This window comes from Candidatus Accumulibacter phosphatis, from assembly GCF_000024165.1.
GTDB lineage: Bacteria > Pseudomonadota > Gammaproteobacteria > Burkholderiales > Rhodocyclaceae > Accumulibacter > Accumulibacter phosphatis.
This window is the reverse complement of sequence record NC_013194.1, coordinates 324,613-346,025: the sequence shown is the minus strand read 5'-3', so window position 1 is coordinate 346,025 and position 21,413 is coordinate 324,613. Positions and strand designations below refer to the sequence as shown.

Sequence of the window (21,413 nt, the reverse complement as noted above, 5' to 3'; positions counted from 1 at the left end):
GTTTCAGCGCGCCTTCGTCTCGAGACTGTCGCGTTGGGTGAAATTCCAGCTGCGGGTGATCACCAGGACGTCCGTATCATGGCGGATGGCCGGCGGAAAAGCGGCAAAGGGAGCCGCCATGGCGACGATGCGGCGAGCGGCGTCGTCGAGAACCTTGTGCCCTGACGACCGATTGATCTCGACCGAGGCGACCGTGCCGTCGCTGCGGATGGAAACCGTCAGGATCAGGCTACCGTACAGCTTGCCGCGCGCCGCTTCCGGATAATTTAGCGTGCCGACGCGCTCGACCTTGAGCCGCCACTCTTCGTTGTACTGCGCAAAACGGTATTCATCGGCGCGTGTGCCGATGAACTTCTTGCGCGGTCTCTGGTTGTAGTCGTCGACCTCCTTGGCGATCTCGCCTTCGAGGCGGGCCATCGCCAGGGCGCTATGCGCCAGATCACGACCGCTGACGCTGGGCGTGGGCTCGGGCTGGACCTGCTTGTCCGCTGCCGGGGCGACGGTGGTACGGCTGCGCGTTTGCGCCGCCAGTCGCTGCTGATGGGCCTCAAGCTCCTGGATTCGCTTCTGCGAGTGGTCGAGGTCGTCACCGTCCTGATGTCTCGGTGCGGGTGGCAGCGGCGTCTTCGCACGGCGCTTCTCTTCGCTGTTGCCGCCGCCATCGAGATTGGCCTGTGCCAGGGCCTGCGCCTCGGAAGGCTTGCGGGCCGAGCGGCTATTGACCAGTATGATGTCGAGCGCACGATCCTGGAAAGCGCGCGCGGCATCCGGGAACGTGAAGTGCAGCGACAGCACGACGACGTGCAGCAGCAGCGAAACGCCGAGCGCCAGCCACAGGCGGCGACCGTCGGGAACGTGTGGCGACCCTTTGCGCGCGCCGGCATTCACTTCAATCGACTGCCTCCAGAACTTCGTCGTCAGCCGCTATTGCCGGGCTTCCCGCCACGGCGAGGGTCTCCACATAACGGCAAGCGAGTTCGAGTGTCAGGTAGTCGATCGACTCGATGCGCAGGCAGATTCTTTGGCCGGGTTTGAGCTCTGGCGCCGACGGTACACGCTGCACGAGAGGCAGATGATCGAGCCTCGCCAGGTTCTCGCGGCCGACGATCGTCGCCTCGATGGTCTCCAGCCCTTGCTGGCGCAGCCAGCGCAGACTCCAGTAACGTTCGATGCTGCGCTGGAAGTCGGCGTAGGCGCTGTAGGTGAGATCGAAATCGCGCATGGCGGCAAACAGCGCATCCGAGCGGGCCGCAAACGGCGGCGTATCACCGTTGAGACAGGCGACCAGTTGCCACTGATTGAGCAGATCGACGTAGCGGCGCAGCGGCGATGACGACCAGGCGTACTGCTTGACGCCAAGGCCTTCATGCGCCTGCGGTGCGGTGCTCATGCGCACCTTGCCGCCGGTCTGGACGCGATAGATCGCGGCCACGCCCTGCGCGGCGAGGAGCCCGCCCCAGGTGCTGTTGGCGACGATCATCAACTCGGCGACCAGCTTGTCGAGCGGACTGCCGCGCCGGCGCGCGGAAATCTCGACCCGGCACGCCTCGGCATCGGCAAGGTCACCGTCGATGCGGAAGTTGTAGTCGTGATTGCCCTGCATCGCTGACGGCTTGCCGCGCCTGCCTTCGCAGGCATTGGCCAGTTGCCAGAGGGTCAGCAACTCATCGCGAAAAGCGAAGTCAGTCAGCCCGGCGGCGATGGTCTGCTCGTTGAACAAGGGCTCGATGTCGTGATGGCGCAGGTTGGCGACGACCGGAACGATTTCGACGCGCGACTCGTGGGCCGTGACCTCGAAATCGGGTGTGACGGTCAGGTACAGTGAAACGGCTGGCGCCGCACGGCCACTGGAAAGGGTGAAGCGATCGACCGCCGCATCCGGCAGCATGGTGATCTTGGCGCCGGGCATATAGACCGTCGATAGCCGTTCGCGAGCGATGGCGTCGAGCGGCGATCCCGGCGCGATACCCAGCGACGGCGCCGCGATATGGATGCCGACCCGCCAGCCGAGACCGGGCAGCGTCTGCAGCGAGAAGGCATCGTCGATCTCGGTGGTGGCGGCGTCGTCGATCGAAAAGGCGCGAACGTCGGCGCGCGGGAGGTCTGACGGCAGCAGTGGCGTGGCCACGTCGGGAAAGTCGGTGCCACGCGGGAATTGCTCGAGGAGGAAGCGTTGCAGGTGGTAGTCGTACGCCGAGCGTATGGCCCCGCACCTGGCCAGCAGATGCGCCGCCGACAGACCGGTGTCGAGGCAAGCCGCCTCCAGCGCCTTGGTCTCGCCGCGGTTGCGGTCAGGTTTGTAGAGCAACTGGCCAAGCAGCGGTGAAAACTCGGCGGGCAGCGAGAACGCCTTCAGCTCGCCAATCATCCGCTCGATGCTCAGGGCCTGCTGGCGCTTTTTCTCGAGCCCGGCGAGAGCGGCCTGGAGGATGTCGGGCGGTGCCTTGCGGAAGCGCCCTTTGCCTTTGCGATGGAAGTAGATCGGCGCCGAATGCAGGGCCAGCAGGAGCGCAGAGGCCTCGACCGGCGTGGCGACGTGGCCGAAGTAATCATTGGCAAAATCAGAAAAAGAAAATTCGCCGTCACCCAGACACTCCCAGAGAAAGTCATGCTCGATGCTCCCGGCCAGCGCTTCGGCCTGCTCGAGCAGGGCCGCCGGCGCCGGTTCGCCGTAGCGCAACAGGACGCTCGTCGACTTGATCTTGCTGCGCTTGCCCGAGGCTGTCTCGACCTGCAACGAAGAGTCGTTGTCGGCAACAATGGTGGCCGTTCTGAAAGCCCCGTCTTCTTCGAATAGAACATGCATCGCGACGATTATAACCCACAGAATTCAATGATTTGCGGCATCAGTTCGGGGAAGTGCGTGAAGCTGTGATCGCCCCCCTCGATGACGATCTGGCGGCTCCCGGCATAGCGCTCGACGGCTCGGCGATAGTCGAGCACCGCATCCCCGGTCTCGACCAGCAACAGGTAGCGCGCCGGCGTGACGCTTGCGGCTTCCAGCGAGCGCAACTGCTCGACGTGCTCGGTCGTAAACTCGAATTTCTCGCCACTGTGGAAATTGGTCTGCGTTCCGACGAGTCCGCCGAGCAGGACCGGCGCCATCACGGCAGGGTTGATCAAGACCGCGCGCAGGTCGTGCTTCTCGGCCAGCCACGCCGCGTAATACCCGCCGAGCGAGCTGCCGACCAGCGTCGTCGGCCCATCGCCGCCGGCCAGCAGCGCTTCGGCGTCGGCGATCGCGGCAAAAGGTGCCGGTGGCAGCGTCGGGCAGACGAAACGATCGGCGAGACCAGCGGCCGCCAGATGATCGCCAAGCAGGCGCGCCTTCCACGATGCCGGCGACGAGCAGAATCCGTGCAGATAGAGGATGCGGGGGCCAGCCACCTCAGCCACTCGTCCACGCAACGATGTCGTAGTGCCAGGTCACCAGCACGACGACGCCAAAAGCGATGCGATACCAGGCAAAAGCCGAGAAGTCGTGCGTGCTGATGTAGCGTAACAGCCCGCGTACCGCCCAGAATGCGGAAACAAAGGCGGCGACGAAGCCGACGACCCACATCCCGAGGTCGTCAAACGAGAGCAGTGCGCGTTCCTTGTAGAGTTGGTAGATCGTCGCCCCGATCAAGGTGGGGATCGCCAGGAAGAAGGAAAACTCGGTTGCGGCGCGGCGTGACAGGCCGAAGAACAAGCCACCAATGATCGTCGCTCCCGAACGCGACGTGCCCGGGATCAGCGCCAGCGCCTGTGCCAGACCGAGCTTGAGAGCGTCGAGCAGCGTCAAGTCATCGATCGACTCGATGCGGATGCGGTGCTCGCGCCGCTCTGCCCAGAGGATGACCAAGCCACCGACGATGAACGCCGTGGCCACCACCGGCGCGTTGAAGAGCGATGCCTTGATCGCCTTGCCGAACAGCAGGCCGATGATCGCCAGCGGCAGGAAAGCAACCAGCACGTTGAGAGCAAAACGCTGCGCCGCCCGGTCGCTCGGCAGGCCCAGCAGGACCTGGACGATCTTCGCCCGAAACTCCCAGCAGACGGCGAGTATGGCACCCGACTGGATGACGATCTCGAACAGTTTGCCGCGGTCGTCATTGAAATTGAGGAGGTCGCCGGCGAGAATCAGGTGGCCGGTCGAGGATACCGGCAGAAACTCGGTGACGCCTTCGACGATTCCGAGAATCAGAGCTTTCAGCAGGAGCAGGAGGTCCACAGCGGGCTTTCGACAAAACCCGCATTCTACCACTCAGGGTCGACTTGCCAGTTCCAGCGCCGACAGCCAGGCGATCGCCTGATGGCGGTTGTCACCGCACATCTCAGCCGAAGGCTGCAGGCCGGCGCAAAAAGCCGGCCGCTCGGGGCGACCCCACAGAGCACAGCGCCAGTCAGCCGTCAGACTGAGGCAGGGTTCACCGGCTGGCTTGCCGCAGGGGTGGCCGGGCATCGGCGTGGTGATCGACGGCGCGATGCAACAGGCACCACAATCCGGGCGGCAGTCACGCACAGGCGCCGTCAGCCGTTCCCGGTCGCCCGGCCTGCTCCGCCGAACGCCTGTCGGCCACACCGTCATCGACGGTGCCATAGCCGAGTCGGCGCGAGAGCGTCGCCGCGGCGTCGCGCGTCGCCTGCGCCATGGGACTGTCCCAGTCCAGGTCGAAGTTGCCGATGATGCCCAAACAGGTGATCGCGGCGACCATGCGACCGCCATGACCGAAAACCGGAGCACTGAAGCCGTTGATTCCCGGTGTCACGCTGCCCGAAGCGCGCGCGATACCATGGCGGCGGATTTCGTCGAGTTGCACCGTCAATGCCGACAGCACAGCGGCCGGCGCTGCATGCCGAAGCTCGGCGGTGGCCTGCACCTCGGCGTCGAGCATCTTCCGGAGATACGGCGAGCGATAGAAAGCGGCGAAAGCCAGACCCGTGGCCGATGACGTCAGGGGCATGACGACGCCGGTGCGCAGCGTGACGGTTACCGGGCCACCGGCCTCGACCCAGCGCACGCACGTCGCACCATGGTTGCCCCACATGGCGAGAGCAACCGTTTCGCCAATGTGTTCGCAGAGGTCGTCGAGCACCGGCCCGGCAAGCCGCACCGGGTCGAGGCGCGCCAGACTGGCGAGCCCCAGTTCCAGGGCAAACTCGCCAAGATCGTAGCGCCCGGTATTCGCATCCTGTTCGACGAGCCCCATGCGCATGAAGCTGACCAGGTAGCGATGCGCCTTGGCCGGCGGCATGCCGGCGTGGCGTGCCACGTCGCGCAGCATCATTGCGCGCCCGTGGGCGGCGAGCGCACGCAACAGCCGCGTGCCCACCTCGATCGACTGGATGCCTTGCCGCTGCTTGACGGGCGGCGTGCTGCTGGTGTCGGACATGGGACTGTCTCTATCGAGCGCCGCGATGGCGGCCTGGCTGCTTCGCTTCGCCTCAGGCCAGAGACTTCAGCGCCGCGTCGTAATCGGGCTCATTCTTGATCTCGGCAACCAATTCGCTGTGCAGCACTTTGTCATCGCCATCGAGAACGACCACCGCGCGAGCGGCGAGGCCGGCCAGTGGGCCGTCACTCAACGCCACGCCGTAGGCTTCGAGGAACTCGCGGCCGCGCATCGTGGACAGCGTGACGACTCGCTCGAGTCCCTCGGCACCGCAGAAGCGCGCCTGCGCAAAGGGCAGATCGGCGGAAACGCAGAGCACCACCGTATTGCTCAGCCCACTCGCTTTCTCGTTGAACTTGCGCACCGACGTTGCGCAGGTCGGCGTGTCAATGCTCGGAAAGATGTTCAGAACCTTGCGCTGGCCTGCAAAACTGCTCAACGAGACGTTGGCGAGATCCTTGCCGACCAGTGTGAAGGCAGGTGCCGTCTGGCCTTTTTCCGGAAGAATGCCGCCAACCTGAAACGGCTTGCCGCCGAGAGTCACTGTACTTGCCATGTTGATTCCTTATGGAGATTGAGAGATGGAGAGAGAATATCTGAAGGACCGAAGGCGCGGGTAGGCCGAGCTTGGGCATCGTTTTTCGGCCAAAGTTCGCCGAATCGGCGGATCTCGATCGATGGGCAGAGTGGCGGGGGCGGCGATGCCATGCGGACGGGCCATCCTCGTGCTGGCCCAGTCCGTGACCCGCCCCTTGGTTCCCCTTTTCTCGTCCACGAGCCGCAAACGCCTGCCGAAGGTGTCGGGAAACTTTACAGATCATGGCTGATGACTGAGGTCAGGTGCTCGCCGCACCGGCCAAGTGTCGTAAATGCGCTGATTTAACGACTTGAAAACCTCGACTTGGATCTTGGCACGAATATCGCTTGGCATCTTGCATGGTGCCATCTGCGGGCGGTGGCGACGGTGAAGTCGTGCCTCGGCGCGACGCGGACGGGCGAGGAGCCCTTGTTGCAGGTCACGGAATCAGAGGGAGGCACGAGAATGAAGGCATTGAGAGGTGTTCTGGCGGGAATGTTACTGGCCATTGGCGGCGCAGCGCACGCCGTGCCTTACCACTTTGTGGACTGGACCGCCGCCAATCCAGGTGCGGGGACGGCGTCCGGCACCATTACGCTACCGGACCTTTCGACGGTGACGGTCAGCTTCTCGGTTACCCAGGTCACCGGGGCTGCAGGCAGTTTCAAGTTCGCACAAACCTTCGGTGGGACCAACTACTGGAGCCCCAGCGCACCCTACATCAGTAGCCAGGTCGACAATGCGCCACCCGATTCGGACATCATTTCGTTGATCGGTGGCAGCTCGACGACGACCTACAAGCTCACCCTGTCCGAAGCGATCAAGGATCCGATCATGGACATCGTCAGCCTGGGACAACCCGGCTTTAACGTGACCTACGACTTCGACCGTCCTTTCGACATCGTCAGCCAGGGTGTCGGCTTCTGGGGGGGAGGTCCCACGGCACTCCAGGAGTTGCCCGGAGACGTGCTGCAGGGCGCGGAGGGGCATGGCACGATTCAGTTCATTGGTACGTTTGACTCGTTCTCCTGGACCGCACCGACATCCGAGGATTGGCACGGGTTCCAGTTTGGCATACGGACCACCGAGAAACTGGATCCCAGCGTTCCGGAGCCGGCCTCCCTTGCCCTGCTGGCGATCGGCTTTGCCGGACTGGCTGCCGCTCGTCGCCGCCGGACACGCTAAAGCGGACCATGCCGTCCCGGGGAAGCCTGGCGTTCTCGGCGTCCATGTCGACGATCCAGACTCCTCCGACCATTGCACGATCCTTGCATTTTTATCTGCGCTCGGTTCTAATCCAGTCTTCGCTTTCGTGACTTCGATCTGACGACGATGCTCTGCTTCGACCACATCCACGCTGCCTCATTTGCTGCGGCTGATGCTTCAGCCAGCCGTGCGGCAGGCCTTTCGGTAGTCGGTGTAGTACGCGTCGTACGCGTACTGACGCGTGCGCCGTCGAGGGCAGGAAGCTAGATCGCAACGCAGAAAGCGACAGAAGATTCCAGAAACCCCCGCCGGCACACGCCGAGCGGGGGTTTTGCTTTTCCGGACCACCGCCTGGCGACGCCGAAATCGGCAGTTCTTTTGAAGGAGAAACCCTTGCCCAAGCAAACACCCGAAACACTCACCGGAGCACAGATTGTCGTCCGCCTGCTTGAACGCCAGGGCGTTCGCACCGTTGCCGGCATTCCCGGCGGCGCGATTCTGCCGATTTATGACGCGCTCTCGAAGTCGGAGATCCACCATGTGCTGGCTCGGCACGAACAAGGCGGCGGCTTCATGGCGCAGGGGATGGCGCGCGCCACCGGCGTGCCAGCGGTATGCATGGCATCTTCTGGGCCTGGCGCCACCAACCTGCTGACGGCCATCGCCGATGCCAAACTCGATTCGATTCCGCTGGTGGCAATCACCGGCCAGGTACCGAAGCCGATGATCGGCACCGACGCTTTTCAGGAAGTCGACACCTATGGTCTGAGTATTCCGATCACCAAGCACAACTTCCTGGTCGGGTCGGCCGACGATCTGCTGACGGTCATTCCGCGTGCCTTCCGCATCGCCGCGTCGGGCCGCCCCGGACCGGTCCTGGTCGATATTCCCAAGGACGTTCAGAATCAGCTTGTCGACGTCGACGAATGGCCCGCCCCCGGTTGTGCGGATGTGGTGCCGCCGCCGGACGGCGAACTGATCGAACGTGCGGCAGCGATGATCAATGCCGCCGCGAAACCGGTTCTCTACCTCGGCGGCGGCGTCGTGCATTCGGGTGCTGCCGAAGCCGCCGTGGCACTCGCCCAGAAGGCCCGGCTGCCGACCGTAATGACCCTGATGGCGCTCGGCGCGATGCCGGTCGATCACGTCCTGTCGCTCGGTATGCTCGGCATGCATGGTGCGCGCTGCACCAATCTGGCGCTCGACGAGTGCGATCTGCTGATCGCCGTCGGCGCGCGCTTCGACGACCGGGCGACGGGCAAGGTCGCCGGTTTCTGTCCGCAGGCGAAGATCATACACATCGACATCGATCCGTCGGAACTCGACAAGATCAAGACGGCGCATGTCGGCATCGCCGGCGACGTGCGTACGGTCCTTGAACTGCTGCAGCCGGTCATCGAGTCGCCACAGCGCCACGCCTGGCTAGCGCGCGTCGCCAGCCTGAAGGCCGACCACCCGCTGCGCATGCCGGGGATCGACGACCCGCGCACCCCGTACGGGCTGATCCGTGCCGTTGCCAACTGTCTCGACGATGAGGCGACGATTACCACCGACGTCGGTCAACACCAGATGTGGGTCGCCCAGGCCTATCCCTTGCGCCGCCCCAGGCAGTGGCTGACGTCGGGAGGGCTTGGCACGATGGGCTTCGGCATGCCGGCGGCAATCGGCGCGTCGCTTGCCGAGCCGGAACGGACGGTGGTCTGTTTCACGGGCGACGGCAGCATCCTGATGAACATCCAGGAACTCGTCACCGCGGCCGAAGAGGACGTCAACGTGAAGATCGTGCTGATGAACAACTCCTCGCTGGGCCTCGTCTTCCAGCAGCAGACGATGTTCTACGGCGAACGCATCTACGCCTCGAAGTTCAAGGGCATGCCGGACTTCATTCGCGTCGCCGAGGGTTTCGGCGTGCCGGCCGTCGATCTCGACAAGGCGAGCGATCCTCTTGCCGCGCTGGCAGCCGCCTTGGCAACACGCGGCCCGATGCTGATCCATGCCAGCATCGCCATGCACGAGCAGGTATTGCCGATGGTGCCACCGGGTGCCGCCAACAAGGAAATGATCGGAGGCTGAACGATGAACTCGCTTACACGCACGGAAAACCAGGCACTCGCACGCACGGTACTCGAACTCGACGTGAACAACCACGCCGGCGTCATGTCGCACGTCGTCGGCCTGTTTTCGCGGCGCGCCTACAACGTCGAAGGCATTCTGGTGATGCCGGTGGGCAGCGGCGCCACCAGCCGTATCTGGCTGCTGGTCAATGAGGACGAACGCCTCGACCAGATGGTCAAGCAGGTGGAGAAGCTCGAGGATGTGCTGGCAGTGCGCCGGCATGGCGCCGAACACGAGGTTTTCGTACGGCTCGAGGAATTCTTCGTCTAGCTGCCGAGTGGCTACCGCATCAGCGAAGTCGCTGGTGCGGATCGAAACGGACAATGGTTCGCCCGTCGGCCATCTTGCGTGGCTGGGATTTCCACGCGTGCCCGTAGATCACCTCGTAGGTCGCCGGCAGGCGACCCTCGCGAGCGCACTGCGCGTACGCAGCGCGCGTCGCGGCCCACGTCGAGCGCCCGGTCAGGCCGCGGCGGCGCGCCTGCATCGCGCACGCCGAACCACTCCGGCGCAGATCGGCGAGCAGGTCGTCAAGACGCGCGTAGGTCATCGTCAGCACCTCCGCATCCATCACCGGATCCGTGAATCCACATTCAACCAGCATGTCGCCATAATCATGCATGTCGGTGAAGCGCTGCGTATGAACATAGCCATCGCCGAAGCTCGCACGCAGTTCCTTGAGCGTATCGGGTCCGAATGTCGAGAACATCAGCAGGCCGCCAACTTCGAGCAGGCGATTTGCCTCGCGAAATGCCGGCAGCGGGTCGTCGAGCCAGTGCAGCATCAGGTTCGACCACAGCAGACCGATCGACTGCGCTGGCAGCGGCAGTGCGCTCGCTTCGGCAGCCAGTAGCGGCGACCGATGGCTCCTCAGGAAGGGCAGCAACCAGCGCAAGCGCGAGTGCTGGCGCTGGCCCACACGCAGCATCGGCAGGCAGGGGTCGGCGCCGATGACGAGGGCGCCGGGGTAGCGTTCGTGCAGGGCCGTGAGGCTGGCACCCGTTCCGCAACCGAGATCGAGCACCCGTTGCGGCTCGATGCGTACGTAATCGAGCCGCTCCAGCATGCGCTTGCCGATCTCGCGCTGCAGCACCGCTGCTTCGTCGTAGCTCGCTGCCGCGCGCGCAAAGTTGCGCCGCACCTGGCGCCGATCAACGAACTGCGCCGGTGCGTTCATCAGCAACTAGATCGGCCGCAGCCCAAGCTTCTCGAACAGCGCTTCATCGCGATCGGCTTCCGGATTACCGGTAGTCAACAGTTTGTCGCCGTAGAAGATCGAATTCGCACCGGCCAGAAAACAAAGCGCCTGCAGTTCTTCGGCCATCGCCTGACGACCGGCGGACAGGCGCACGAAGCTCGCCGGCATGGTGATGCGGGCGGCGGCAATGGTGCGCACGAACTCGAAGTTGTCGATCGGCGCGAGTGCAGCCATCGGCGTGCCCGGAATCGGCACCAGGTTGTTGATCGGGACCGATTCCGGTGGCGGATTGAGGTTGGCCAACTGGACGATCAGGGCCGCCCGGTTGCGCCGCGACTCGCCCATGCCGATGATTCCCCCCGAGCAGACCTTGAGGCCGGCCTCGCGTACCTGGCCGAGCGTGTCGATGCGGTCCGCATGCTTGTGGGTGGTGATCACCTGCCCGTAGAACGAGGCATCGGTATCGAGGTTGTGGTTGTAGTAGTCGAGCCCGGCCTCCTTGAGTTCGTCGGCCTGACCCTCCTTGAGCATGCCCAGGGTCACGCAGGTCTGCAGACCGAGCCCCTTGACTGCCCGGATCATCTCGGTGACCTTGGCGAGGTCCTTGTCCTTCGGACCACGCCAGGCGGCGCCCATGCAGAAGCGCGAGGCGCCCTTGTCCTTGGCTGCCTGAGCGGCAGCGATGACTTCGTCGAGCGGCAGCAGTGCCTCGCGCTCGGTCCCGGTGGTGTAACGTGCGGCTTGCGAGCAATAGCCGCAATCCTCGGAACAACCACCGGTCTTGACCGAAAGAAGCGTCGAACGCTGAATCGCGTTGGCGTCGAAGTTTTCACGATGAACCTGCTGGGCGCGGTAGATCAGATCCATCAGTGGAAGTTGGTACAGCGCCTCGACTTCCGCGACGGTCCAGCGGGCGCTGTGCGTTGTCGGGGAACAGTCTTGGGCGAGGGTGGCGGCTTGCGGAATGGCGTTCATGAACTAGACCTATGGGTGGGATAATGTAGAGCCCGTCGGCAGGGATGGTTTGCGAGCACTTCAAGGATGACAATCTTAACTCAAAGCGCTGAGCTGGTCCGCAGATCGTGCAAGCGACTTCTGCCGCAGGACTGCCTGTTGTGTGGTGCGGCCAGCGGCACGACCCTGCTCTGCCCGGCCTGTGCGACGGATCTGCCGCGGCTTCCGGCGACGCGCTGTCCGCTCTGTGCCTTGCCGACTCCGGGTGGCAGTGTCTGCGGCCGATGCCTGACGGCACCGCCGCACTACGATGCCACCCTCGCCGTCTACCGCTACGCTTTCCCGATCGACAAGCTGGTGCAGGCTTTCAAGTACGGCCATCGCCTGGCGCTCGGCGCCTGGTTCGGCAGTCGGCTTGCCGAGCTGGCAAAGGACTTCCACGCCGACCTGATCGTCCCCATGCCGCTGCATCGGCTGCGACTTCGCGAAAGGGGCTTCAATCAGGCGCTCGAACTGGCACGCGCAGTCAGCCGATGCAGCCGGATTCCGATCGACGCCCGAACCTGCACCCGCATCCGGCAAACGGCCACGCAAGCCGACCTGCCTTGGCGCGAACGCGCCGGGAACGTCCGCGGCGCCTTCCACTGTGCGACGGACCTGACCGGCAAGCGGCTGGTGCTTGTCGATGACGTGATGACCACCGGCGCCTCGCTGAACGAACTGGCGCGAACCGTGAAACTGCATGGTGCCGTGGAGGTCACTCTGCTGACACTCGCGCGCGCCCTGCCTTCATGAGGAGACCCCTGCGGGCACACGAACGTCCCTTGCCGGCGATTCGGACGCCACCTCCGACGCGATAGACCACGCTGGCCGAATTCGCCGCTGCGGCGGCTCAGAGATACTCGAACTCGGCGATGTCGGCCCCGGGACTGCTCGCCGAGGCGGCGAAGGAAATGATGCCGCTACCGCGAAGAACGAACTCCTCGCGCCGAACCAGCAACTCGGGCCCGCCGCTGATGGTCACGAAGGTGCCATTGGTGCTCAGATCACTGAGGACGAAGAAGTCGCCTCGTCGCTCGATTCTTGCGTGATGACGGGAAGCGCGCCGATCGCGGACGGTGACGTCGCAGCCGGAGTCGCGACCCATGAGCAACTTCGGCCGGATCCGGTCGAGCAGCTTGACCTGCCCCGCGTAGCGTAGACAAAGCCGCGGATCCCTCTCGCTCGGCGCCTCCGCTGCGGACTCGACGATCGCCCGATAGCCCGGGTTCCGGGGCTCCAGCCAGAGCACTTCAAAGACCCGCTGGTCGGTAAACTGCCCCTTGACCGACAAGGAGTCCAAACAGCGCGTCGACGACTGCAGCGGCACAGACAACAGGGCCTGCGTTTCCGCGGTGGCCAGGACCTGCCCTGGCTTGGCCAGTCCCGCCAGACACTCTGCCGTATTGACGCAACCGCCGACGCCCTCGCCGATCACCTCGCCGTGGTGAAAGCCGGCACGGATAGCCAGCTTGACGCCGGAAACCGGCGGCAAGTCGGCTATCCGTCTCTGCATGGCAATCGCCGCCTGGCAGGCATCGTCGGCATGCTCGAAGAGTGCCGTGATGTCATCGCGGGTAGTTCGCACGATTCGCCCGCGAAAGCCATCGACACCCCGCAAGACTCGCTTCATGCAACGGTCGACGGCGTGCAAGGCCTCGGCGCCGCCAAGTTTGTCGAACAGACGGGCACTCCCCGACACGCTGACGAACAGTGCCGACAGCATCCCTTCCTCACTGCTCATGAAGCCGACTCCCCGTGTTGCGTTTGCCGGTCGTGCCACCACCCATGACGCGTAGGCCCGAGCATTCTGCTCATGCTTTCGCCACCTGCAGCGGAAAAACGTGCGACGTGTGCGGCGGCGTGCCGAACCATGGCGCGTCGAAGAGTGCATCGGCGGCAGCCGGCACCGTTTCACCGCCGACGCGCAGGCCCTTGAAGTCGAACAGGGTCTGGTCGGCAAGGTGTGAGGGGACAACCTTCTGCAGCGCCGAAAACACGACATCCGTGCGTCCCGGATAACGCTGGTCCCAGTCGGCCATCATCTCGCGGATCTTCTGGCGCTGCAGATTGTCCTGCGAGCCGCAGAGGTTGCAGGGAATGATCGGATACTCCATGCCGCGCGCGAAGCGGGCGATGTCGCTCTCACGACAATAGGCGAGCGGCCGGATGACGACATGACAGCCGTCGTCGGTGCGCAGCTTGGGCGGCATCGCCTTGAGTTGCCCGCCGAAGAACAGATTCAGGAACAGGGTATGGACAATGTCATCGCGATGATGACCGAGTGCTATCTTGTTGGCGCCAAGCTCTTTCGCGGTACGGTAAATGACGCCGCGACGCAGCCGGGAACAGAGAGAGCACGTCGTCTTGCCCTCCGGAATCTTGTCCTTGACCACGGCGTACGTGTCCTGCTCGACGATGCGGTAGTCGACACCGATCTTCGCCAGATAGTCGGGCAACACCTCGGCCGGAAAACCTGGCTGCTTCTGGTCGAGATTCATCGCAATGACGCGAAAATTCACTGGGGCGCGCTCACGCAAGGCGATCAGCAGCGACAGCAGGGTGTGCGAATCTTTGCCGCCGGACACGCACACGAGGACGGTATCGCCGTCCTCGATCATCCCGTAGTCGGCGATCGCCTTGCCGACGTTGCTCTCAAGGCGCTTCTTCAGACGCAGCAGGGTGTTCGACAGTTGCACCGGGTTCCTCTCAAACGAATGACGGGTCAGAGATGCGCGGTGCGACCGCCATCGACGTTGATCACCTGGCCAGTCACGTAGACGGCATCGACAAGCAGGTAGCGGACCGCTCGGGCAATGTCCTGAGGGGAACCGGGACGCTGCAACAAGGTGTGCGCGACGATCTCCGCGCGCGCCGCACTATCGAAAGCGCCCGTCTCGGGCCACAGGATCGGCCCCGGGGCAACGGCGTTTACCCGCACTCGCGGCGCCAGTTCGATTGCCAGCGCACGCGTCAGTCCCAGCAGGGCGGCCTTGGCTGCGCAATACAGGGAATAGCCCGCGAGCGGTCGTTCCGCATGAATGTCGGTAATGTTGACCACGGCGCCGTGGGCGGCCAACAGGTGCGGAGCTGCCGCCTGGGTCAGAAACAACGGTGCCTTGAAGTTGGTACCCACGAGGTCATCCCAGGCTGCCGGATCAATGCTGCCGAAGCGCGTCGAAAAAAAACTCGAGGCATTGTTGACCAACGCATCGAGGCTACCGAAACGCGCGACGGTATCGGCCACCAGTTGCGGCAAGGTGTCGATGGCCAGCAGATCCGCTTGCACGCAAGCCGCCGAATCGGGCCTGAGCGCATTCAGTTCGGCCACCAGCGCCTCGGCTTCTCCGGAAGCCTTCCGGTAGTGCAGCATGACCCGCGCTCCGGCAGTGTGCATCTCGCGCGCGACCGCCGAGCCGAGCCGCCTGGCGGCGCCGGTCACCAATATCGTTTTCCCCTCCATCGCAAGTTCCAGGCCAGCACCAGCGCTGATTTTAACGGATTCCTGCCACCGACTCGGGGAAAAACAGTTCTTTCGGCCGCCAGCGCAGTAAACTGACAGGGGAATCGACAACAGCGACAACAGGGAGATCGTTCATGAGCAAGCCGGACCAGCCACTCGACGCCGACGAACTGATGGACCTGGCCGAACGCGCCGCGCAGCTTCCGGCAACCGAGGCCGAATGGGTAGGGCGCCTGTTTCAGGAAGTGTTGCGCGCACGCACGCACGAGACCGAATTGCAGGCGCAGCAAGTCAGCGCGCCGCGCGAGGCCCAGCCAAGCGGCGATGAACTCGACGACCGCCTGGTGCAGGTCGCCATCGACACCGCCGAGTGGCTGCGCACACTCTGGGATGTCGGCTACATGGGAGCCGGAAGCTTTCGCTCGCAGCCGCGCTCGGCCTTCCCGAGCATCGATCTGGAAGACATCCGAAAATCCTCACTGTTCGCCCGCATTCGCCAGGGCAAGCACGCCTTGCCTTTCCCACCGCCCACCCGCCAAGGCCTGCCGTGGCATGCGCTGCTCGACGACAACGGACAAACCCATGCGGTCACCGCCGAGGTAATTCGCGACGGGGTCGGCCCGCCACTCGGTGCGATCATCGAAGGCTGTGCCGAATGGGACGTCATCGAGGAGGTGGTGGACGGTCAGGAATACGTCGTCCAGCATCAAGGGAAGGGGCCGACCTACCGCCTCTGCGTAAGTGGTGCCGCGACTGCCGAGCTGTGTCGTGAGCCGCCGACGTCGACGCGCACGATCCACCTGGAGGGACGCAGCGGCTTCCACAGCTACACTCTCGAGTGGCCGGAGGCCGACGGCAGCCAGATCTTCGTGACCCTGCGCGCCGCGACCTGGGAGCGCGCGGAGTCCGAGGCCGAGCGTTGGCTGGCGAACACGCACCCCGAACTGTACGGACAGATCCGTTTTGAACGCTGCGAGGACTGACCGGCGATCGGCAACGCCGCCAAGCCGCCGCACCGGAAGTCAGGCTGCTTCGCCCGCGCCATGCTGAGCCACGCCAGCCAGGCCGCGCTATCGTTGCCCCTGCCGACAGCCGACGGACTCGCTTTCAGCCGCGCCCTCAGCCAGCACATCTCGACCGAGATCGCCGCTGGCGACGGCTGGATCGGTTTCGATCGGTTCATGAGTCTGGCTCTCTACGCACCAGGCATGGGCTACTATTCCGGCGGCGCGCACAAATTCGGCCCGGCGGGAGACTTCGTGACGGCCCCCGAGATCTGCCCGGCTTTTGCTCAGACGCTAGGGGCCCAGGCTGCACAGATCCTCGTACTCAGCGCGCCACGAATAATCGAGGTTGGAGCCGGAACCGGCGAGTTCGCGGCCGACCTTCTGCTCGAACTCGAACGGCGTGGCGCGCTACCCGACAGCTACGCCATTCTCGACCTGTCCGGCGAACTGCGGGCGAGACAACAGGCAACCCTCGCTCGCCGCACCCCGCACCTGCTGCCACGCGTGCGCTGGCTGGAGCGCCTGCCGGAACGCTTCGACGGCCTCGTGCTGGCCAATGAAGTCCTCGACGCCATGCCTGCGCACCTTGTGCTCTGGGGTCCGACGCACATCGCCGAACGTGGCGTCGGCGTTGACGAAGGGCGCTTCGTCTGGCGGGACCGCCCGGCAAGCGGCCCGCTGCTCGGGCGCGCCAAGGTACTGGCCGGCGAATGCGAGATTGCACCCGGCTACCTGAGTGAAATCTCGTTGACCGCGCCGGCCTGGATTACGGAGTGGGCAGGCATACTCGGACAAGGAGCGCTGCTCCTGATCGACTACGGTTTCCCACGGCACGAGTATTACCATCCGCAACGCAGCGCGGGAACCCTGATGTGCCATTACCGCCACCGTTCCCACACGGACCCGTTTTACCTACCCGGTCTGCAAGACATCACGACGCACGTCGACTTCACGGGAATCGTCGAGGCCGGCTGCCAGGCGGGCCTGGAGCTGCTCGGCTACACCACGCAGTCGAGCTTCCTCTTCAACTGCGGCTTGACCGAAATCCTGTCGCGCACGCCTGTTGGCGACGCGCTGCGCTACCTGCCTCTGGCCAACGCCGTACAGAAACTGGTCTCACCGGCCGAAATGGGAGAGATCTTCAAGGTAATCGCCCTCGGCAAGGGCATCAGCCAACCGCTGCTGGGCTTCGCTACCGGTGACCGCAGCGCCACGCTCTAGCGCAGACCCAACGCCCCAGCCGTTGCAAGGCCTGCCGACAAGCCCTGCCTGACGGCCGCCACTCGCGCCTCATGCAGGCGGGCAGGGATGCTCGCCGGATCGGTACAGCCGCGGACTATCGCCGCAGCATCGACGGCACCAGCCTGCGCCAGGGCCTGGCGCAGCAGTGCCGGCGCCGTATAGGCGATCTCCTGCCAACCGAGTCGACCATGGTAGTCGCAGGCACAGGCTTCGAGAAGCTGCTCGAAACGGCCCGGCCGGCGAACGGCGTCGGTCGCCTCGAGAAGCCTGACGATCGCGGCTGCACCCAGCTCCGCGGCCCGGTGGACCTTGCCGTGATGACGCGCGACGAGCACCGCCAGGTCGCGACATTCCACCGGCACCTTGAGGCGCACGCACACCTGGCCAACCAGTTCGACGCTGCGTTCTTCGTGGCCCGGATGACGCGGCAGATCGCCGTCGGGCGTTGTCCCCTTGCCAAGATCGTGTACCAGCACGGCAAAGCGCACCGGCAGCGCACAGCTCCTTTGTGCGGACTGATCGATTACCATCATCACATGGATGCCGGTATCCACTTCGGGATGGTAGTCGGCGCGCTGGGGGACGCCCCAGAGACGGTCGAGTTCCGGCAGCAGGCGCGCCAGGGCGCCGCATTCGCGCAGGATCTCGAACATGCGCGAAGGTCGGGTTTCCATCAGACCTCTCGCAACTTCCTGCCAGACGCGCTCGGCCACCAGATGATCGAGCTCGCCGCCGGCGACCATCAGGCGCATCAGCGCGACAGTCTCGGGCGCGACGACGAAGTCGCTGAAGCGGGCGGCGAAGCGGGCGATCCGGAGAACCCGCACGGGGTCCTCGACGAAAGCCGGGCCGACATGGCGGAGGACACGCCGAGACAGATCGTCGATGCCGTGGTAGGGGTCAAGCAGCGAACCATCGGCGGCGCGCGCTATGGCGTTGATGGTCAGGTCGCGACGCGCCAGGTCCTCGGCCAGGCTGACTTCGGGAGCAGCGCGAAAGGCAAATCCCCGGTAGCCAGGCCCGGTCTTGCGCTCGGTGCGCGCCAGCGCATACTCCTCGTGGGTGGACGGGTGCAGGAAGACCGGAAAGTCCTTGCCGACGGGCCGGAAGCCTCTGGCCAGCATCTCTTCGGGGGACGCCCCGACGACCACGTAGTCACGATCCTTGACCGGCAGGCCGAGCAGTTCGTCGCGAACCGCCCCACCGACGGTAAAGATCTGCATCGAGGAGCCTGGGAGCTTGCGGCGGCCCGAAACTTCGCTCAGCGACCGGCCCGATAACGATAACGGTCGAGGCGAAGCTGGATCATCTCGTCCGGCGACAGATAGCCTGGCGCCACCGCTTCGAGTGGCGTGGGCTGCCAGCCGGGATAGTCGTGCGAGCCATCGGTAACGCTATCAAGCTCCATCGAGCGCAGGTTGTCGGGCGACAGCGGCGGATTCGGCAGCAGCCACATCAGACCGGCCTGCAGGTAGGCCCAGCCGCCGGTACCGAGATCAATGACTCGACGCTGCTTGCCGACCAGATGCGCGGTGTAGTCGACCATCTCGCGCAGGGTATAGACCTTCGGCCCGCACAGCTCGTAGGTCTGACCGAAGGTGGCGCCATTGGTCAGCGAATCGGCAAAGGCTCGCGCCACGTCGCCGACATAGACCGGCTGGAAACGCGCCGAGCCGCCGCCGAGAGGCAGCACCGGAAAAAGGCGCAGCAGCTTGGCAAACATGTTGAGAAACGCGTCATCGGGTCCGAAAATCACCGATGGCCGGAACATGGTAACGTCCAATTCGTTCATGGCCGACCGGACGGCCGCTTCGCCGTCACCCTTCGAGCGCAGATACTCCGATGGCGCATTGATGCCTGCCCTGAGCGCGCTCATGTGCACCAGACGACGAACCCCGTTCTCGCGCATGGCGGCGATGATCTTTTTCGGCAGATCGACGTGCGCTGCCTGGAAACCCCTGCCATAGGGCAGGCGCGAATCCGTGTCATGGAGAACGCCGACCAGATTGATCACCGCGTCGTGGCCCTGCACCAGCTGCGCAAGGACTTGCGGATCATGAATGTTGGCCTCGACCATACTGACGGTCGGCAGCATGATCAGCTTCTTGGTGTTCTCGCGGCGGCGGGTCGGTATCGTCACCCGGACGCCGCGTTCGGAAAGGCAGCTGGCAATCCAGCCGCCGACAAAACCACTGCCGCCGATCAACAACACGTTCTCGAGTTCCATAGCGCCCTGCCGATTGAATGAGTGTCGGAAAACCGTCATTCTAAGGCAAATCCTCGCCCTTCGCCTCGCCGCCGGTGCGTGGTGCGATGACGCCGAGCCGGCTCTTGATGGTCTGCGGCTTGCCGTCGAACAAGGCGGCGTAGTAAACGGAGTTGCTCATCACTTTCTTCACGTAGTCGCGCGTTTCGTTGAAGGGAATGGTTTCGGCGTAGATCGCGCCCTCCATGGGCCGATCGGCCCGCCATCTGCGTGCGCGTCCCGGGCCGGCGTTGTACGCCGCCGACGCCAGCACCGGATGGTTGTCGAGACTCTCGAGAACCAGACGCATATAGGTGGTGCCGAGCAACACGTTGGTCTCCGTGTCATTGACCCGGCTCTGCTGGAAGTCCTTGAGCCCGATCTTGTTGGCCACCCACTTCGCGGTAGCCGGCATCAGCTGCATCAGACCGGAGGCGCCGACCGAGGAGCGCGCGCTGGTGACGAAGCGGCTTTCCTGACGCATCAGGCCATACACCCAGGCATCGTCGAGGACCTGATTGCGCGCTGCCGGGCGGACCTGATCGGCATACGGCGCCAGGTAGCGCAGCGAGTAGTCGTGTTCAGTGCGCGTGCGGTCGGCCGCGGCGATCGCACGGTCGTACATGCCGGCGCGCTGCGCGATATCGGATGCTGCCAGCAGTTCCCGATCGCTCATTCCGCGCAGGCTCCAGTTCCATTCCTTGACCCCTTCCGTACGCAGGTTGAGGCGAAAGAACGCCAGCGCTCGCTGCACGCCGGGATTGGCGGTGACCTGCAGCAGTTCTTCCCGGCTTGGCGGTGACGCCTTGGGCGGCGTCGTCGTCGTGCGGCCGAGTTCATCATTGGCCAGGTTACCGTAGAAATCGGGCTGTCCAGCGATCTTCGCGAACAGCGCATTGGCTTCGTCGAGCCTTCCGCCGGCGCGGTAGGCTCGACCCAGCCAATAGACCCACGCCGGCTGCGCGGCCAGGGCCGGCGGCATCTTCTCGATGGTGGCGCGGACGCTACCCCAGTCGTGCACACGCAGGGCAGCACGCACTTTCCACTGCGCCACTTCGTCGGAAAGCGGCGCCTCGCCGGCCTGACGGTACCATTCCATCGCCTCCGGCAGGTGCCGCTGCGCCGCCTGCCAACCGATCTGGCCCCACGCCCAAGCCTTTTCGCCGGCGTTCAGCGACGCTGAGATGCGGCTCAACTGATCCGCCGCCATGCGCGGATCGTTGCGCGCGACGCGCTGGATTGCCAGCACCGCCAGTTCGCGCTGCATACGACTGCCGGCAAGATCGCTCGGCAACCTGGTGAGCCAGGGCAGCGGCGCATCGGCCACCATCTGCGCCACTTTCTTGTCCGGTGTCTGGCTCGGCGGCAGGTAGTTCATGCTGTAGATGGCGGCGGCGATCTTGTTGGCCTCGAACTGACGCCGGATACGCGCCCAGACGGCATCGGCGAGCACGCGCTTCTCGACGATCAGCGCTTCGAGAAGCGGGTAGCAGGGCTCCGGTGGCTCGATGAGAGTGAGCCACAGCGGCAAGGCGTCGTCGAGCGCAGACGCGTCGCCCTGTGCCCGCCGGCTCTGCAGCGCATAGCAGGCGAGATCCTGGTCGGGCTGCGCCAGTCGCGGATACTCGACGTCAAACGCCGCCCACTGCTGCCTCTTGCCCTGTAGGCGCAGCCAGTCGACGCGCAGCCTTTCGCCGACGTAGGTGTTCTCGTGCCGGGCCAGGAAGGCGGCAACGCTCGTCGCATCGGTGTCCTTGAGATCGAGGAGTAGTCGCCAGTAGTCGACGTAGGCTTCGAGTTCGTAACCCGGCGGCGTCGATGCCAGGCGCTCGAGCCTGGCCTTGTCGCCAGCGCGGAACGCATCGCGCGCGGCCAGGAACTGCTCGTCGGCAGTCAGCGCAAGAGCAGCGAGGTGCACGCCAAGCAGGGAGATGAAGAGCCCAAAGACGGTGTAGCGATGCTTCATGGTAAGCTGGAATCTCCGAAAAAATC

Annotated in this window: 21 protein-coding genes; 6 read left to right on the top strand and 15 right to left on the bottom strand. The window is 64.6% G+C overall.

The window, feature by feature from the left end:
• Positions 1–3: 3 nt before the first annotated feature.
• From CAP2UW1_RS01455 to tpx, 7 genes are read right to left on the bottom strand one after another with little or no spacing between them, the layout of a single operon-like run.
• A complete protein-coding gene (locus CAP2UW1_RS01455) occupies positions 4–888 on the bottom strand; it encodes an energy transducer TonB (RefSeq protein ID WP_012807091.1) in 885 nt (294 codons plus the stop codon).
• Position 889: 1 nt separating this feature from the next.
• Positions 890–2,806 carry a ribonuclease catalytic domain-containing protein gene (locus CAP2UW1_RS01450; RefSeq protein ID WP_012807090.1) on the bottom strand — a complete coding sequence of 639 codons (1,917 nt, stop codon included), beginning with the start codon at positions 2,804–2,806 and terminating at the stop codon, positions 890–892.
• An 8-nt stretch (positions 2,807–2,814) separates the two neighbouring features.
• Positions 2,815–3,387, bottom strand: a complete 573-nt coding sequence (locus CAP2UW1_RS01445; RefSeq protein WP_012807089.1) for a YqiA/YcfP family alpha/beta fold hydrolase — start codon at positions 3,385–3,387, stop codon at positions 2,815–2,817.
• A 1-nt stretch (position 3,388) separates the two neighbouring features.
• Positions 3,389–4,213 (bottom strand): undecaprenyl-diphosphate phosphatase, encoded by an 825-nt coding sequence (locus tag CAP2UW1_RS01440; RefSeq protein ID WP_012807088.1) that lies wholly within the window; start codon positions 4,211–4,213, stop codon positions 3,389–3,391.
• A gap of 33 nt (positions 4,214–4,246) precedes the next feature.
• Complete coding sequence (locus CAP2UW1_RS25915) at positions 4,247–4,444, bottom strand: YkgJ family cysteine cluster protein (RefSeq protein WP_291911131.1); 198 nt, start codon at positions 4,442–4,444, stop codon at positions 4,247–4,249.
• A gap of 52 nt (positions 4,445–4,496) precedes the next feature.
• A complete protein-coding gene (locus CAP2UW1_RS01430) occupies positions 4,497–5,375 on the bottom strand; it encodes an IclR family transcriptional regulator (protein WP_012807086.1) in 879 nt (292 codons plus the stop codon).
• 52 nt (positions 5,376–5,427) lie between these two features.
• Positions 5,428–5,931, bottom strand: coding sequence for a thiol peroxidase (tpx, locus tag CAP2UW1_RS01425; protein ID WP_012807085.1), 504 nt, complete (start codon positions 5,929–5,931; stop codon positions 5,428–5,430).
• A 486-nt stretch (positions 5,932–6,417) separates the two neighbouring features.
• Here tpx and CAP2UW1_RS01420 point away from each other — a divergent pair, with 486 nt between their 5' ends.
• The 3 genes from CAP2UW1_RS01420 to ilvN all read left to right on the top strand — a co-directional run bounded on the left by CAP2UW1_RS01420 (position 6,418) and on the right by ilvN (position 9,543).
• Positions 6,418–7,137 carry a PEP-CTERM sorting domain-containing protein gene (locus CAP2UW1_RS01420; protein WP_012807084.1) on the top strand — a complete coding sequence of 240 codons (720 nt, stop codon included), beginning with the start codon at positions 6,418–6,420 and terminating at the stop codon, positions 7,135–7,137.
• Positions 7,138–7,551: 414 nt separating this feature from the next.
• Positions 7,552–9,231 (top strand): acetolactate synthase large subunit, encoded by a 1,680-nt coding sequence (gene ilvB / locus CAP2UW1_RS01415; RefSeq protein WP_012807083.1) that lies wholly within the window; start codon positions 7,552–7,554, stop codon positions 9,229–9,231.
• Positions 9,232–9,234: 3 nt separating this feature from the next.
• Positions 9,235–9,543, top strand: a complete 309-nt coding sequence (gene ilvN, locus CAP2UW1_RS01410) for an acetolactate synthase small subunit (RefSeq protein ID WP_012807082.1) — start codon at positions 9,235–9,237, stop codon at positions 9,541–9,543.
• Positions 9,544–9,562: 19 nt separating this feature from the next.
• On the opposite strand, the gene bioC is transcribed toward ilvN, so the two are convergent.
• Together bioC and bioB are read right to left on the bottom strand one after the other, a co-directional pair.
• Positions 9,563–10,450, bottom strand: coding sequence for a malonyl-ACP O-methyltransferase BioC (gene bioC, locus CAP2UW1_RS01405; protein WP_012807081.1), 888 nt, complete (start codon positions 10,448–10,450; stop codon positions 9,563–9,565).
• Between the two features lie 6 nt (positions 10,451–10,456).
• Entirely contained in the window at positions 10,457–11,446 is a 990-nt protein-coding gene (gene bioB, locus CAP2UW1_RS01400; protein WP_012807080.1) for a biotin synthase BioB, read from the bottom strand.
• A gap of 66 nt (positions 11,447–11,512) precedes the next feature.
• Here bioB and CAP2UW1_RS01395 point away from each other — a divergent pair, with 66 nt between their 5' ends.
• Positions 11,513–12,220: a ComF family protein gene (locus tag CAP2UW1_RS01395; protein ID WP_012807079.1), complete on the top strand. Its 708-nt coding sequence runs from the start codon at positions 11,513–11,515 to the stop codon at positions 12,218–12,220.
• A gap of 97 nt (positions 12,221–12,317) precedes the next feature.
• On the opposite strand, the gene CAP2UW1_RS01390 is transcribed toward CAP2UW1_RS01395, so the two are convergent.
• From CAP2UW1_RS01390 to CAP2UW1_RS01380, 3 genes are all read right to left on the bottom strand, one after another.
• Entirely contained in the window at positions 12,318–13,208 is an 891-nt protein-coding gene (locus tag CAP2UW1_RS01390; protein ID WP_012807078.1) for an adenylate/guanylate cyclase domain-containing protein, read from the bottom strand.
• A gap of 70 nt (positions 13,209–13,278) precedes the next feature.
• Positions 13,279–14,163 (bottom strand): tRNA 2-thiocytidine(32) synthetase TtcA, encoded by an 885-nt coding sequence (gene ttcA, locus CAP2UW1_RS01385; RefSeq protein WP_012807077.1) that lies wholly within the window; start codon positions 14,161–14,163, stop codon positions 13,279–13,281.
• 26 nt (positions 14,164–14,189) lie between these two features.
• Positions 14,190–14,927, bottom strand: a complete 738-nt coding sequence (locus CAP2UW1_RS01380; protein WP_012807076.1) for a pteridine reductase — start codon at positions 14,925–14,927, stop codon at positions 14,190–14,192.
• A 134-nt stretch (positions 14,928–15,061) separates the two neighbouring features.
• Between CAP2UW1_RS01380 and CAP2UW1_RS01375 the strand changes: the two genes are divergently transcribed.
• Positions 15,062–15,910 (top strand): hypothetical protein, encoded by an 849-nt coding sequence (locus CAP2UW1_RS01375; protein ID WP_012807075.1) that lies wholly within the window; start codon positions 15,062–15,064, stop codon positions 15,908–15,910.
• Between the two features lie 60 nt (positions 15,911–15,970).
• Complete coding sequence (locus CAP2UW1_RS01370; protein WP_012807074.1) at positions 15,971–17,155, top strand: class I SAM-dependent methyltransferase; 1,185 nt, start codon at positions 15,971–15,973, stop codon at positions 17,153–17,155.
• Here CAP2UW1_RS01370 and CAP2UW1_RS01365 read toward each other — a convergent pair.
• Genes CAP2UW1_RS01365 through CAP2UW1_RS01355 form a run of 3 tightly spaced genes read right to left on the bottom strand, consistent with a single transcriptional unit; the run spans position 17,152 to position 21,387 of the window.
• Entirely contained in the window at positions 17,152–18,399 is a 1,248-nt protein-coding gene (locus CAP2UW1_RS01365; protein ID WP_012807073.1) for a multifunctional CCA addition/repair protein, read from the bottom strand. The genes CAP2UW1_RS01370 and CAP2UW1_RS01365 overlap by 4 nt on opposite strands.
• A 38-nt stretch (positions 18,400–18,437) precedes the next feature.
• Complete coding sequence (locus CAP2UW1_RS01360; RefSeq protein WP_012807072.1) at positions 18,438–19,403, bottom strand: complex I NDUFA9 subunit family protein; 966 nt, start codon at positions 19,401–19,403, stop codon at positions 18,438–18,440.
• A 40-nt stretch (positions 19,404–19,443) separates the two neighbouring features.
• Positions 19,444–21,387 (bottom strand): lytic transglycosylase domain-containing protein, encoded by a 1,944-nt coding sequence (locus CAP2UW1_RS01355; protein ID WP_012807071.1) that lies wholly within the window; start codon positions 21,385–21,387, stop codon positions 19,444–19,446.
• Positions 21,388–21,413: the final 26 nt, after the last annotated feature.